Source organism: Altericroceibacterium xinjiangense, assembly GCF_003958635.1.
GTDB lineage: Bacteria > Pseudomonadota > Alphaproteobacteria > Sphingomonadales > Sphingomonadaceae > Altericroceibacterium_A > Altericroceibacterium_A xinjiangense.
The window spans coordinates 169,275-181,994 of sequence record NZ_RSEK01000003.1; the positions used below are offsets into that span (position 1 = coordinate 169,275).

A 12,720-nucleotide genomic window follows, 5' to 3' on the forward strand; every position below is an offset into this window, starting at 1 on the left:
GCCCGCGCCTTGGCAACCGCGGCGCGCCCGCCCGCCCTTTCGACAGGCTCGGGATGAGCGGGGGAGGGGTTTTTACGATCGCTCCGCCCAGTGAGCCTGCCGAACCGAAGAGCCCGCCTTCATGCCCCGCATTGCCGTTTGTGCCCCGTCCACTCCGATCACTCCCGAGGATGCAGCGCGCGTGCAGGAGGTCGCCCGTGCCTTTCCTTCGGTCGAGCTGCACTTTCACGACCAGTGCTACAGCACGCACGGGCATTTCGCCGGTGATGACGCGGAACGGCTGGCTGCTCTGGTCGAATGCGCGAACGATCCGATGTTCGACGCGGTCTGGTGCGCGCGGGGCGGGTACGGCGCGAACCGGATCGCGGCCAAAGCCGTGGCCGGGATGAACCAGGCTGCACGCAGCAAGACGTTCCTCGGCTACTCGGACGCGGGATACTTGCTGGCGGCGCTTTACCGCTCCGGGATCGGTGCCCCGGCGCACGGCCCGATGCCGGTCGATGTTCGCCGTGCCGGGGGAGAGCAGGCCGTTGCCCGTGCGCTTGAATACCTGTCCGGAGGAGAAGGGGGGCTGGAGCCTTCGATCGACCTTCGTCCCACCGCCGCCTTCAACCTGATGACACTCGCGATGGTGTGCGGCACCGACCTGATGCCGGACTTGTCGGGCCACGTGGTGATGGTGGAGGAAGTCTCCGAGCATCTTTATGCCGTCGACCGGCTGATCTTCCACGTGACGCACCACTTGCGCGGAATCGCCGGGCTGCGGCTTGGCCGGGTCAGCGACGTGCCGGAGAATGACCGCCCGTTCGGCGCGGATCCGGCGGAAATTGTGCGGCTATGGTGCGAACGGGCGGGCATTGCCTTCCTTGGTGAGGCGGACATTGGGCACGATGCGGGCAACCGGATCGTGCCGTTCGGGCTTGCGAGCAACCGGCCGGGCGCATAGGCGCGAAGGTCAAGGAGGACACAGATGCGCGCGTTCGTTTTTCCGGGGCAGGGAAGCCAGAAGGTCGGGATGGGCAAGGAGCTTGCCGAGGCAAGCGCCGCTGCCCGCGAGGTGTTCGAGGAAGTCGACGATGCCTTGTCGCAGAAGCTTTCAGCCCTGATGTTCGAAGGTCCGGCGGATGACCTGACCCTGACTGAGAACGCCCAGCCTGCGATCATGGCCAACGCCATCGCCACGCTGCGCGTGCTCGAGGCCGGGGGAATGAAGCTGGCGGACAAGGGGGACTGCGTCGCCGGGCACTCGCTGGGGGAATACACCGCGCTGGCGGCCGTGGGTGCCTTCTCGCTGGCCGATACGGCGCGGCTGCTGAAGCTGCGCGGACAGGCGATGCAGGCGGCGGTTCCAGTGGGCGAGGGCGCGATGGCGGCCTTGCTCGGCGCCGACATCGAAAAGGCGACGGCGCTGGCGGAAGCGGCGGCGGAAGGTCAGGTGTGCGAAGTAGCCAACGACAACGATCCGACGCAGGTAGTGATTTCCGGACATCGCGAAGCGATCGAGCGGGCAATCGCCCTTGCAAAGGAACACGGAATCAAGCGCGGCGTCCTGCTGCCGGTGTCCGCACCGTTCCATTGTTCCCTGATGCAGCCGGCTGCCGAGGCGATGGCGCAGGCCCTCGGGCGCACTCCTCCAGGAGCGTTCTGGCTGCCGGTCTACGCCAACGTGACCGCCGCCCCGACCAGCGATCCGGGGGAAGAGCGTGAGTTGCTCGTTCGTCAGGTGACGGGGCGCGTGCGCTGGCGCGAGAGCGTGCTGGCGATGGCGGCCGCAGGCGCCGAGAGCGATGCGGGGGCGACTCATTTCGTGGAACTGGGCGGCAAGGTGCTGGGCCCGATGATCGGCCGGATCGCGCCGGAGGCGAAAGTGACCAGCGTCGTAACGATGGATGACATAGAAGCGCTGGCGAAGGAGATTTGAGCATGTTCGATCTGACCGGAATGAATGCCCTCGTCACCGGGGCCAGCGGGGGCATCGGGTCTTCCGTCGCCCGTTGCCTTGCCCGGCAGGGCGCGCGGCTGGCGCTGTCCGGATCCAACCCCGCCAAGCTTCGCGGGTTTCGCGATGAGCTGAACGCCGAGTTCGGTCACGATCACGTGGAAATCACCTGCGACCTTTCGAATGCCGAACAAGTCGAGGAGTTGATCCCCGCGACCGTCGATACGCTGGGCAAGATCGACATCCTCGTGAACAACGCAGGGATCACCCGCGACAACCTCGCCATGCGGATGAAGGACGAAGAGTGGGAGCAGGTGATCCGCATCAACCTTGAGGCCGCGTTCCGCCTGATGCGCGCGGCGACCCGGCCAATGATGAAGGCCCGGTTCGGCCGGATGATCTCCATCACCAGCGTCGTTGGCGCGACCGGCAACCCGGGGCAGGCGAATTACGCCGCGGCCAAGGCGGGCCTTGTCGGCATGTCCAAGAGCATGGCGCAGGAACTGGCCAGCCGGGGGGTCACCGTCAACTGCGTGGCCCCCGGGTTCATCCGCACCGCGATGACCGACGTCCTGCCCGATGCGCAGAAAGAGGCGCTGAACGGCCGCATTCCGATGGGCCGTATGGGCGAGGGGGACGATATCGGGGCCGCGGTGGCGTTCCTGGCATCGAAGGAGGCGGGCTATCTCACCGGCCAGACGCTGCACGTGAACGGCGGCATGGCGATGTTTGCCTGACTTTTCCCCAAGCAATGCGGATTTCCCGCCATTCCTGCTTGCCGCCCGGCGTGCCTGCATTAAGGATTGTTTTGCGCCGTTCGGCGCTAACCGGCAGTCCCGACCGGGAGAGGCAAGGTTCAGAGAAGGGCCGATGAGGGTTCAGTTCCCATGAAAGCGACGATCGAACGCGCAATCCTGTTGCGGTGCCTGTCCCACGCCCAGTCGGTCGTGGAGCGGCGAAACACGATCCCGATCCTGTCCAACGTCTTGCTGGAGGCCAGCGGCGACGGAATGGTGAAGATCATGGCGACCGACCTCGACTTGCAGGTGATGGAAAGCGTCGCGGCGGTTTCAGTCGAAACGCCCGGAGCCATCACGGTTTCGGCGCACTTGCTGTTCGATATTGCCCGCAAGCTGCCGGACGGATCGCAAGTCAGCCTGGAGACGGCGGACAACCGCATGACGGTGCGCGCCGGACGCAGCCGCTTTTCCCTGCCGACGCTGCCGCGGGACGATTTCCCGATGATCGTCGAAGGCGATCTGCCGACCAGCTTCGCTATACCCGCTCAGACGCTGTCGGAGCTGATCGACCGCACCCGCTTCGCCATCTCGACCGAGGAAACACGGTACTACCTGAACGGCATTTTCCTGCATGTGGCGGAAGAAGACAGCCCGGTTCTGAAGGCGGCGGCGACCGACGGCCATCGCCTTGCGCGCTTCACGCTGCCGCGCCCGGACGGGGCCGAGGGGATGCCGGACGTGATCATCCCCCGCAAGGCCGTGGGCGAACTGCGCAAGCTGCTGGAAGAAGCGCAGGATGAGAACATTCGGATCGATCTTTCCTCCGGCAAGATCCGCTTCTCGCTGGGCGGAGAAAGCGGGATCGTGCTGACCAGCAAGCTGATCGACGGCACCTTCCCCGATTATAGCCGCGTGATCCCCACCGGGAACGACAAGCTGCTGAAGCTGGACCCGAAGTCGTTCTACCAGGGCGTCGACCGCGTGGCGACGATTGCCACCGAAAAGACTCGCGCTGTGAAGATGGGCCTTGAGAACGACAAGGTAACCCTATCCGTCACCTCCCCCGACAACGGTACCGCGGCCGAGGAAGTGCCGGCGGACTATTCGGCGGAAAGCTTCGAAATCGGCTTCAACGCCAATTACCTGAAGGACATCCTGGCGCAGATCGATGGGGACACGGTGGAACTGCACCTAGCCGATCCGGCCGCGCCCACGCTGATCCGGCAGGACGACAAGAGCCCGGCGCTTTACGTGCTGATGCCGATGCGCGTTTGATCGACGGGAGCCGCCCCGGTGTGGACCGGGGCGGCTCCCTTCATTGCCCTCGCGCCCTGATCATCGCTTCGATATCGACGAACTTCTCACGCGGTGCGCCTTCGCGAGCCGCCTTTTCCTCGGCTTCCTCGATCTTCTTCCAGTCGCGGAAGGTGACGATGTCGAGATCGCGATCTTCGGCCAGGCGATCGAACCCCGCGCGGCCTTGCTTGCCTGAGCCTTCCCCGATGTCTTCCGCGATCTTCTCCACGATGGAATAGCCATCGGGGCGGTTGGTGCCGATCGTGCCGGAAGGGCCGCGGCGTGCCCAGCCGACGCAATAGAGGTTGCCAGCCGCCGAATCGCCGGAGATACGACCTTCGTCATTGGCGAAGCGCCCGGCACGCTCATCGAACGGAACGCCGGGGATGGGCGCGGTGCGATAGCCGATGCAACTGACGACCAGCGATGCGTCGATCGTGTAGGTTTCGCCGGTACCGACGGCTCGGTCGCCTTCCAGCCGGGTGCGTTCGACTTCCACGCCCTCCACCTTCCCGTTGCCGACCAGCGCCTTAGGACCGGCAAAGAAATCGAATTCGATGGCGACGCGCTTGTCCTCCTGCTTCGCTCCGGGGAACTGGCGCAGGAGGGTAACCGACTTGCGCAGGCCCGGATCGAGCGCGGCGTCGGCTTCTTCGGGCGGAAGGTCGGCCGGGTCCACTACAGGAGTGGCGCGTTCGAGATGGCCCAGCTCACCCAGCTCCTTGGGTGTCATCTGGATCTGGTGCGGGCCGCGCCGGCCAAGGATGACGATACGTTCGAGCGCGGATCCCGCCAGCGCCTCCAGCGCGTGGCCGACGATGTCGCTGCCTTCGAACTCCTGCCGCGTCTTGGACAGGATGCGTGCGACATCGAGCGCGACGTTGCCGACGCCGATCACCACTGCCGTCCCGCCCGACAGATCGGGCGCGAGATCGGCGAATTGCGGGTGCCCGTTGTACCAGCCGACGAACGCCGCGCTGCCGAACACGTTCGCCAGATCGGCGCCTGGAACGGTCAGCGGGCGGTCGTGCGGCGCACCCGTCGCCAGCACCACTGCATCGTAAAGCTGCTGCAGCTCTTCCACGCTGATGTCTTCGCCCACTGCGATGTTGCCGACGAACCGGACATTCTCGGTCAGGGCGGTTTCTTCGTAGCGGCGGGAAACGCCCTTGATCGACTGGTGATCGGGCGCGACGCCGGTTCGGATCAAGCCATACGGGACCGGCAGGCGGTCGAAAATGTCCACCCGGACATCGTCCCCGAACTGCTTCTGGGCGGCTTCCGCCGTGTAATATCCCGCCGGGCCGGACCCGACGATGGCGATGTGCCGCATTCAAGCCTCGCTCTCTTTTATATTGCGGAGCTTACCGCCCAGGCGCCTCGCCGCAAGCTCTATGCTGACAGGTCCTTGAGAGAGAGCTAAGGGCGCGGGTATGACCGACCTTTCGCGCATCCGCAATTTCAGCATCATCGCCCACATCGACCATGGCAAGTCGACGCTCGCCGACCGGCTGATCCAGTTCACCGGCGGGCTGACCGACCGCGAGATGAGTGAGCAAGTCCTTGATAACATGGATATCGAGCGGGAGCGCGGGATCACCATCAAGGCGCAGACCGTCCGGCTCAACTACACGGCCAAGGACGGTGAGACCTATGAACTGAACCTGATGGACACGCCGGGGCACGTAGACTTCGCCTATGAAGTCTCTCGCAGCCTGGCCGCGTGCGAGGGGGCGCTGCTGGTGGTTGACGCCGCGCAAGGGGTCGAGGCGCAGACGCTGGCGAACGTCTATCAGTCGATCGAGCACAACCACGAGATCGTGCCGGTCATCAACAAGATCGACCTTCCCGCCGCGGAACCGGAGAAGGTGAAGGCAGAGATCGAGGACATCATCGGCCTGGACGCCTCCGACGCGGTGCTGACCAGCGCAAAGTCCGGCATCGGGATCGAGGAAGTGCTAGAAGCCGTGGTCGCCCGCATCCCGGCCCCCGGCGGTGACCGCGCGGCGCCGCTGACGGCGATGCTTGTCGACAGCTGGTACGATCCGTATCTGGGCGTGGTGATCCTGGTGCGCGTGATCAACGGGGTCATCAAGAAGGGCCTGCAGGTCAAGTTCATGCAGGGCGGGACTGAGCATCTGGTGGACCGCGTCGGCTGCTTCACGCCGAAGCGCACCGACTTGCCGGAGCTTGGCCCCGGCGAAATCGGCTTCATCACCGCGCAGATCAAGGAAGTGGAGCAAGCCCGCGTCGGCGACACCATCACCACGGTGAAGAACGGCGCGACCAAGGCGCTGGCCGGGTACAAGGAAGTGCAGCCGGTGGTGTTCTGCGGCCTGTTTCCGGTGGATGCCGCGGACTTCGAGAAGCTGCGCGAATCCATCGGTCGGTTGCGGCTGAACGATGCCAGCTTCAGCTTCGAGATGGAAAGCTCCGCGGCTCTGGGCTTCGGGTTCCGCTGCGGGTTTCTTGGCTTGCTGCATCTGGAAATCATCCAGGAACGGCTGAGCCGCGAATACGACCTGGATCTGATCACAACGGCGCCCAGCGTGGTCTATCGCCTGCACATGACTGACGGTGAGACCCGGGAACTGCACAACCCGGCCGACATGCCCGATCCGGTGAAGATCGAGAGCATGGAAGAGCCTTGGATCAAGGCGACGATCTACACGCCCGACGAATACCTCGGCTCGATCCTCAAGCTGTGCCAGGACCGGCGCGGCATCCAGCTTGACCTGACTTATGTCGGCGGGCGCGCGCAGGTGACCTACGAGCTGCCGCTGAACGAGGTGGTGTTCGATTTCTATGACCGGCTGAAAAGCATCAGCCGCGGGTACGCCAGCTTCGATTACGAGCAGATCGGCCTGCGCGATGGTGATCTGGTCAAGATGAACATCCTGGTGAACAACGAGCCGGTGGATGCGCTTTCGATGATCGTCCACCGCAGCCAGGCCGAACCGCGGGGCCGGGGACTGGTCGAGCGGCTGAGGGAGCTGATCCCCCGCCACATGTTCAAGATCCCGATCCAGGCGGCGATCGGCGCTAAGGTGATCGCCCGCGAAACGATCAGCGCCCTGCGCAAGGACGTGACCGCCAAGTGCTATGGCGGCGACATCAGCCGTAAGAAGAAGCTGCTGGAAAAGCAGAAAGAGGGCAAGAAGCGGATGCGGGAGTACGGCAACGTCTCGATCCCGCAGGAGGCGTTCATCGCGGCGTTGCGGATGGGCGAGGAATAACGCGCCACCCTCCGCTGCCGCCGCATCCCGCGGCACTCACAAGCCGAACTGGAACGAAAAAGGGGAGCGCGAGAGCGCTCCCCTTTCTTGTGTCGGACAGGTGCTCGGATCAGAGGCCGACCACGCCCCCGTCGTCCTTCACGATCGCGACCACGCCGGAGCGGGGGCGACCACTGGTGGTGCCCGTCTGGCTTTGCGGCCAGTTGCTGGTCGGCGCATCGGGTTCGCCGTCTTCGCCCGGGTGCTGGATGCCGACGAACAGGGTGCGTCCGTCGGGCGTGGTGTCCGCGCCGGTGATCTCGCACTCCGACGGGCCGGTGAGGAACCGCTTCAGCGTTGCTGCGGTCGCATCGGCGCCGACTCGGGTCACCTGCGACGCAGTGGCGCCGTTCGATCCGGTGTTGACGATGGTCTGGGTGCTGCCATCGCCGACGGTGCCGGGCAGCGCAGCGAGCATCTGGTTGTTCGTCCGGTCCGTGAAAGCTCCGTCATCCGTCTGGATCCACAGCAGCGGACGGATTTGGCCGGCCGGGTTGGTATCGCGCGAGAACCGAATCCCGTCGGGGCTGGAGAAATCGTTGGAGGCGTCGAGGCCGGAAACGTTCACGTTGGCCGGATCCGCATCGGCGGAGTCCGCGCCGAACAGATAAATGTCCCAGGCGAAGGCAGCGGCTGCCGGATCGTCCCCGTTTTCCCGGATGCGGACGATGTGCCCGTTCGGGTTGCCCCACTGTGCAGACCCGTTCTTCGGATCGTTGTAGTGGCGCGGGTTGGCCGCGTTGGTGTCGTTCAGCGGACGGTTCGACGCGTTGTTGTTGGTCAGGGTGAGGTAGATTTCACCCGTGCGCGGGTTCAGCGCGGTCCATTCCGGACGGTCCATCGGCGTGGCGCCCAGCGCATCGGCGGCAAGGCGCGTGTTGACGAGGACGTCCGCCTGGCTTTCGAACACGTATTCCGGAGTGCTGCCGGATGCCTGGCGGTTCGGTACCTGCCCGAAAACCAGCGGCAGCCACGCGCCCGTTCCGTCTGCGTTGAAGCGCGCGACGTAGAGCGTGCCGGCATCGAAGTACTTGTCGCCGACCGCGAGCCGGTCTGCCACCTGGGCATCGCTGGGGTTCCACGCCGCGTCCGAGACGAACTTGTAGAAGTATTCCCGGCGCGAATCGTCCCCCATGTAGACGGCGACCCGCTTTCCGGCGGTAAGCTGTCCCAGCCATGCGCCTTCATGGCCCATGCGTCCGAGCGTGGTGCGCTTGCGCGGCGTGCTGGTGGGATCGTACGGATCGATCTCAACCACCCACCCGAACTGGTTGGGTTCGTTGCGGAAATCTTCCGTTGCGGAAGCCGCCGTCGCGCGTGCATCCCAGCGGCGGAAGATCGTGTTAGACGACGGAACGGACGACCACGCATAGTTGCCGGTGGTGCTGTTGACGCCGTAGCGGCGGAGCGAGGTCAGCTCACGCGCCGAACGCGCGGCGTTGTCGGTGCCGGTGCCGGAGTTATCGCGCCGGAAGTACCCGGCCCAGTTCTCCTCGCACGTCAGCAGCGTTCCCCAGCCGGTAAGTCCGTTGGCGCAATTGTTGATGGTGCCGCGCCCTTGCGTCCCTTCGGGTGAGTAGGCGGTCTTGACGAAGTCGGTCCCGCGCACCGGACCATGGAGGGTCATCGGCGTGTTCGGGGTGATGCGGCGGTTGAACGGGCTGGCCTGGACATAAGCCCAGTCGAGGTCACCGTTGTCGATCACCTCGGTGACGCTGACGCCGTGGGCATTGATCTCCTTGATCGCCTCGGCTTCCGGACGGGGGCCGGAGCGGACGTTCGTCGGGCCGTTCGGGTGCAGATACTGGACGTTCAGGTTCTCGTGGTTCTGCGCCAGCAGGCCCCGCTTGGAGTACGTGTCGTTGCGCTGGCCGTTCGCGCCGAGCCCGAAGAACATCAGCGCGTCGCCGTGATCGCCGATGCGCTGGTCAAAATTCGCATCCGTCCCGTTGTTGGCATACGCCGGGACCCCGGCCGCGATCGGATCGCCGAGAGCAGTCAGCACGGTCAGGCTGTACCCGGCCGGGATCGTGACGATGTCGGCCTGGTTCTTGGCCACGGCGGCGAAGCTGAGCTGAGCCGGGGAGACCGTTACCTTGGCCCTTTTCGGCGCCACCCAGCTGGCGGCTTCCTTCACGCGAAATTCCAGATCGGTTGCCTGCGCCACGGCGGGAGCGATGAAGGTCATCCCGTCGGTGGCGGTGACCAGCTCCACTTCAGGTCCTGCGAACTGGGACCATTCGGGCGCACCGGTGAGGTTGACCATCTGGCCTGAGGTCGCGGCGACCGTCAGACCGGGCGTCACAACCGGTGCCGGCTGCTCCTCGTCATCGTCGGAACAGGCGGTCAGCGCCGTGGTGCCAAGGAAGGCAACGGCCGAGGCGGAAAGGCCGCCGAACAGCGTCTGCCGACGTGAGAAACGCTCGGCAGCGAGTGCCTCCAGCGTTGGAAGCTCAGAGCTGTTGGTGTCGACGTCACCGTCGGAATAGCCGTGACGAATGCTTGAATCGGTCATTGATAACCCCCCATAAAATCAACTGCGAAGAGGCGGATAGGGGGGGATTGTGACGCCAGCGTTCCGCTTTCGGGTCCATCGTGTGACGCGGACCGCGCAGGCTGTGAGGGAACCTGAAACCGTCACCGTCCGGCAATAAATCCCGCCTAGCTGGCGACCATCATCCAAAACCCGTGAGGCTACCGTGGCTCGTCCTTCTGAAGAAATTCGCGTTCGCCTGATCGGCGATTATGCGCTGAACAGCGCCCCGCCGCAGCCGTTCGTGGTCACGCACCTCGCGTCCGGGCATTGCACCGCCAGCCAGTGCGGAATCATCCCGCCGATCGGGACCGAGGTAGATGTCTGGATTGGGGCCTACGGGCCGCTGAGTGCGCAGATCCAGAGGTCGGAACGCAACAGCGTCAGCTTCCGCTTCCGGTCTCCGTTGTCGGGTGCGGTCCTGCACCACTTTGCTGCGGCCTGAGGCGCCGCAGCCTGCGAGTCGGTAAGGGGCGGCAGGTCGCGGGGCTTGCCGCTCCCGGACTTGCTTTCCGCCGCCAGCGTGGCACCTTGGGCAAAACAGCAAGAGAGGATTGCCCGATGGCTACCGCGCATACCGCCCCCGCGCCGCAGGATATCGAGGACGACGCACGCCAGGTGCGGGCGATGATCCGCTATGTCGACCCCGGCGATTTCGTAACCCGGCGCTATGTCAGTCAGGGCAAGGAAATGAACACCGGCACCTATTCGGACCACGAGGTAGTGGTCCGCGACGGCATGCCGATCCGCGATCACTTCACGCTCGACGTGCACGGCTTCACGCTCGCTCGCCAGCCGACCGCGGTCAAGGATTTCCACGACAAGGCGGACGTGGACCAGGTGTATGAGCGGGAAGTCGAGCGGCACATCAAGGAACTGACCGGCGCGGACAAGGTCGTGGCGCGCGGGTGGATGATCCGCACCTCGGCCGACTTGTCGAACCGCGCGCAGGAAAAAGTCGCTGGATACAAGCATACCGGCGGGATCCAGCCGCCGGCGGGCGAAGCGCACGTAGACGTCAACACCGACACGGCGCGGCGCATGGCGGAGGCTACCTACAAGGAGCACTTCCCCGACGGGCCGGGCTTCAAGCGTTTCATTGTCACCTCGTACTGGCGCACGTTTTCTCCGCCGCCGCAGGACGTGCCGCTGGCGGTGTGCGACGGGCGCAGCTCGTTCGGCGGAGAAGAGAAGAGCAACACGCTGTTCATCGTCGATTCGTTCCCGGATGAAGCTGGCGCGGTGGCCCCGGTGGAAGGCGAGGACCAGTTGATGGCTGCGACGATCTTCAGCCACGATCCGAAGCACCGCTGGTGGTACTTCTCGAAGATGGAACGCGACGATGCACTCCTGTTCAAGTTCCATGATAGCGATCACTCCGTGACCTGGCGCTGCCCGCACACCGCGTTTATCGACAGCAGCTTCCCGGACGCGAACATCCGCGAAAGCATCGAGGTTCGCTCGGTCGCGTTCTTCGAATAGTCGGCGTTTTTCCGGTAAGACCGGAGTTCCGCAACGCCCCTGAGCGTCTTGCGGTTCAGACGGGCCCCGCACGTCCTGCAGCTCGGCGGTGGGGCCGGGTTGTACGCTCGCCGCAGGCGGAGTGCGCCCCGGGCGTGCGGGAAAAGCAAGGCAAGCGGTGCTTGCCCTGATTTTGGCGCCAGGTCTGCTGGCGCCGACCCGATCAGACCCGACGGGTCAGACCAATTCTCGTGCCGAACTTCACTTGGCGTTCACCTGCGCGAGGGTTATAGGCTCGCCATGTCTGGACGTTCTCCGCTGAAGCTCGCCCTTTTTGCCGCCAGCGCGGCTGCCGTTACGCTGACCGCCGGTTGTGCGTCGGGTGGGGGGCGGCCGGAGGAGACCGCCTACATCGCCCGGGACGTCGAATCGCTCTACACCGCAGCGAAGGACCGGCTGGATCGAGGCGATGCCAAAACCGCCGCGGCGCTGTTCGATGAAGTTGAGCGGCAGCATCCCTATTCGCCTTGGGCTCGCCGCGCCCAGTTGATGAGCTCCTTCAGCTATTACGTGCAGAAGGATTACAACAAGGCGATCGACGCCGCCCAGCGCTTCCTGTCGATCCACCCGGGCAACAAGGATGCGCCCTACGCGTTCTATCTCATCGCGCTCAGCTATTATGAGCAGATCAGCGATGTGGATCGCGATCAGAAGGTGACCGAAATGGCGCTTTCTTCCCTGACGGAACTCCAGCGGCGCTACCCAGATACGCGCTATGCCGCCGATGCCCGGCTGAAGGTCGATCTGGTCCGCGATCACCTTGCGGGCAAGGAAATGGAAATCGGGCGGCTCTATGAACGCTCCGGCCAGTGGCTCGCCGCGCAGATCCGTTTCCAGAACGTGGTGGAGAATTATCAGACGACCAGTCATGCGCCCGAGGCGCTCTATCGCCTGACCGAAACCAGCCTGGCGCTCGGTATTCCTTCCGAAGCGCAGAAGTACGCTGCCGTCCTCGGCACGAACTATCCGGGCAATGAGTGGTACGAGAAAGCGTACGATCTGATTCGCAGCAAGTCTGCGTTGGCCAGAGCGGACTAGCCCCGGCCGGAGCCGGCACTCCGGCTCGTCTAACCGGCTGGGGTCAGGTGCCGAACTGGAGGACCCCTTGGGTGTCGCCGCGCAGCGCGCCGATCATTCCGTTCAGGTGGGGGATGTGGAGCGGGCGATCGAACTTGATCCCCGCGATCCCGCCGTTGGCCCAGCGAATCGACCCCGGCAGCTTTTCCCCGGTCCCGAGTTCCACCGCGACCAGTTGTCCGGCCGAAAACCGGGTCTGGCCCAGGTTGCTGATGCGTGCCGCCTCGGACGACAACTCGATCATCAGGCCTTCGATAGGTGTGCCCTGATCCGGACGGACGCGAACCACGGTCCGCACGGCGTAGCGCTTCTGCGCACGAGAGCTAAGGATGGACATGA

11 protein-coding genes are annotated in these 12,720 nt (G+C 64.8%); 8 read left to right on the forward strand and 3 right to left on the reverse strand.

The genetic code is table 11. The features are described 5' to 3' along the window. Window positions 1–121 precede the first annotated feature (121 nt). The 4 genes from ELY13_RS04775 (at window position 122) to dnaN (ending at window position 3,954) form a co-directional block, all read left to right on the forward strand. Entirely contained in the window at window positions 122–946 is an 825-nt protein-coding gene (locus ELY13_RS04775) for an LD-carboxypeptidase (RefSeq protein WP_126172749.1), read from the forward strand. A gap of 24 nt (window positions 947–970) precedes the next feature. Further along, on the forward strand, window positions 971–1,921 hold the full coding sequence (gene fabD / locus ELY13_RS04780; protein WP_126172750.1) for an ACP S-malonyltransferase: 951 nt from the start codon (window positions 971–973) through the stop codon (window positions 1,919–1,921). A gap of 2 nt (window positions 1,922–1,923) precedes the next feature. Next, the gene (gene fabG, locus ELY13_RS04785; RefSeq protein WP_126172751.1) at window positions 1,924–2,676 is read left to right on the forward strand and encodes a 3-oxoacyl-[acyl-carrier-protein] reductase; all 753 of its coding nucleotides are present in this window, start codon (window positions 1,924–1,926) and stop codon (window positions 2,674–2,676) included. Window positions 2,677–2,826: 150 nt separating this feature from the next. Next, on the forward strand, window positions 2,827–3,954 hold the full coding sequence (gene dnaN / locus ELY13_RS04790; RefSeq protein WP_126172752.1) for a DNA polymerase III subunit beta: 1,128 nt from the start codon (window positions 2,827–2,829) through the stop codon (window positions 3,952–3,954). Window positions 3,955–3,994: 40 nt separating this feature from the next. Here the strand turns inward: dnaN and ELY13_RS04795 are convergent, their stop codons facing one another. Further along, a complete protein-coding gene (locus ELY13_RS04795; protein ID WP_126172753.1) occupies window positions 3,995–5,308 on the reverse strand; it encodes an FAD-dependent oxidoreductase in 1,314 nt (437 codons plus the stop codon). 100 nt (window positions 5,309–5,408) lie between these two features. Here ELY13_RS04795 and lepA point away from each other — a divergent pair, with 100 nt between their 5' ends. Beyond that, the gene (lepA, locus tag ELY13_RS04800; RefSeq protein WP_126172754.1) at window positions 5,409–7,211 is read left to right on the forward strand and encodes a translation elongation factor 4; all 1,803 of its coding nucleotides are present in this window, start codon (window positions 5,409–5,411) and stop codon (window positions 7,209–7,211) included. 109 nt (window positions 7,212–7,320) lie between these two features. On the opposite strand, the gene ELY13_RS04805 is transcribed toward lepA, so the two are convergent. Further along, window positions 7,321–9,765: a PhoX family protein gene (locus tag ELY13_RS04805; RefSeq protein WP_126172755.1), complete on the reverse strand. Its 2,445-nt coding sequence runs from the start codon at window positions 9,763–9,765 to the stop codon at window positions 7,321–7,323. Window positions 9,766–9,949: 184 nt separating this feature from the next. Between ELY13_RS04805 and ELY13_RS04810 the strand changes: the two genes are divergently transcribed. The 3 genes from ELY13_RS04810 to ELY13_RS04820 all read left to right on the forward strand — a co-directional run bounded on the left by ELY13_RS04810 (window position 9,950) and on the right by ELY13_RS04820 (window position 12,342). Then, window positions 9,950–10,228 (forward strand): hypothetical protein, encoded by a 279-nt coding sequence (locus tag ELY13_RS04810; protein ID WP_126172756.1) that lies wholly within the window; start codon window positions 9,950–9,952, stop codon window positions 10,226–10,228. Between the two features lie 116 nt (window positions 10,229–10,344). Further along, window positions 10,345–11,265, forward strand: coding sequence for a CmcJ/NvfI family oxidoreductase (locus tag ELY13_RS04815; protein WP_126172757.1), 921 nt, complete (start codon window positions 10,345–10,347; stop codon window positions 11,263–11,265). A gap of 279 nt (window positions 11,266–11,544) precedes the next feature. Continuing rightward, on the forward strand, window positions 11,545–12,342 hold the full coding sequence (locus tag ELY13_RS04820) for an outer membrane protein assembly factor BamD (RefSeq protein ID WP_126172758.1): 798 nt from the start codon (window positions 11,545–11,547) through the stop codon (window positions 12,340–12,342). A 43-nt stretch (window positions 12,343–12,385) separates the two neighbouring features. On the opposite strand, the gene ELY13_RS04825 is transcribed toward ELY13_RS04820, so the two are convergent. Next, on the reverse strand, window positions 12,386–12,718 hold the full coding sequence (locus tag ELY13_RS04825) for a PilZ domain-containing protein (RefSeq protein ID WP_126172759.1): 333 nt from the start codon (window positions 12,716–12,718) through the stop codon (window positions 12,386–12,388). Between the last annotated feature and the right edge of the window lie 2 nt (window positions 12,719–12,720).

Excerpts from the sequence above, each read along its gene's own strand:
- ELY13_RS04775 (WP_126172749.1), top strand. The coding sequence starts at position 122 with ATGCCCCGCATTGCCGTTTGTGCCCCGTCCACTCCGATCACTCCCGAG.
- fabD (WP_126172750.1), top strand. The coding sequence starts at position 971 with ATGCGCGCGTTCGTTTTTCCGGGGCAGGGAAGCCAGAAGGTCGGGATG.
- fabG (WP_126172751.1), top strand. The coding sequence starts at position 1,924 with ATGTTCGATCTGACCGGAATGAATGCCCTCGTCACCGGGGCCAGCGGG.
- dnaN (WP_126172752.1), top strand. The coding sequence starts at position 2,827 with ATGAAAGCGACGATCGAACGCGCAATCCTGTTGCGGTGCCTGTCCCAC.
- ELY13_RS04795 (WP_126172753.1), bottom strand. The coding sequence starts at position 5,308 with ATGCGGCACATCGCCATCGTCGGGTCCGGCCCGGCGGGATATTACACG.
- lepA (WP_126172754.1), top strand. The coding sequence starts at position 5,409 with ATGACCGACCTTTCGCGCATCCGCAATTTCAGCATCATCGCCCACATC.
- ELY13_RS04805 (WP_126172755.1), bottom strand. The coding sequence starts at position 9,765 with ATGACCGATTCAAGCATTCGTCACGGCTATTCCGACGGTGACGTCGAC.
- ELY13_RS04815 (WP_126172757.1), top strand. The coding sequence starts at position 10,345 with ATGGCTACCGCGCATACCGCCCCCGCGCCGCAGGATATCGAGGACGAC.
- ELY13_RS04820 (WP_126172758.1), top strand. The coding sequence starts at position 11,545 with ATGTCTGGACGTTCTCCGCTGAAGCTCGCCCTTTTTGCCGCCAGCGCG.
- ELY13_RS04825 (WP_126172759.1), bottom strand. The coding sequence starts at position 12,718 with ATGTCCATCCTTAGCTCTCGTGCGCAGAAGCGCTACGCCGTGCGGACC.